Consider the following 634-nt stretch of genomic DNA (forward strand, 5'->3'; position numbering starts at 1 on the left):
GTGTTAGCACTAATAGATAAGTCATTAAAATCTTTATCCGTCCATTTTTTTTGAGGGTTCTCTTCTATAGCTACAACTAATTTTTTTACTTCAGGGGATAAAGAACTAGGTGTATTTAATGGCTGACACCTTTTACATGGTCTGTATGAAGCCAATGTAGCTTCTTTTGCTGTTTTAAAAAAATCACAGTTTTCTTTTTTAGGTTTTTTTGCAGGGCAAGTTGGTCTACAAAAAACGCCTGTCGTTTTAACCCCTACATAAAAAGTACCTTCATAGTTTGAGTTTTTCTCTATTAACATTGTATAAAATGTATCTATTGTCCTTTGGTCATTAATCATAACTTTCGCTCTTCCTCTTAAATACTAAATGTAAGATGATTTTTCAAGATATTTTGTGCTTGGAAATAAGAATGTGGTCCATAGCTTACCCGGTTTACACCAACATTTTTCCAGTTAATATTCTCGTAATTAATAGATGAATTCAGCATAATGTTAACTGGTAAAGGGCAATTTTTAGAAAACTCCTCAATCAGCTCTATATTTGTTAGCCCTGGGATAAATATACCATCAGCACCAGCATCAGCATAGACTTCAGCTTTATTTAGCGCTTCCTTTACTAAATCAATAGAGTGCTT

The 634-nt window shown here is 33.0% G+C and carries 2 protein-coding genes; both read right to left on the reverse strand.

The features are described from left to right. Positions 1-338 (reverse strand): Ada metal-binding domain-containing protein (locus AC3G7N_RS21475; protein ID WP_489424165.1); only part of this gene is annotated, 338 nt, incomplete at its 3' end. A 17-nt stretch (positions 339-355) separates the two neighbouring features. Next, positions 356-634 (reverse strand): isocitrate lyase/phosphoenolpyruvate mutase family protein (locus tag AC3G7N_RS21480; protein WP_489424166.1); only part of this gene is annotated, 279 nt, incomplete at its 5' end.

The sequence above is a fragment of the Virgibacillus carmonensis genome, assembly GCF_057836705.1.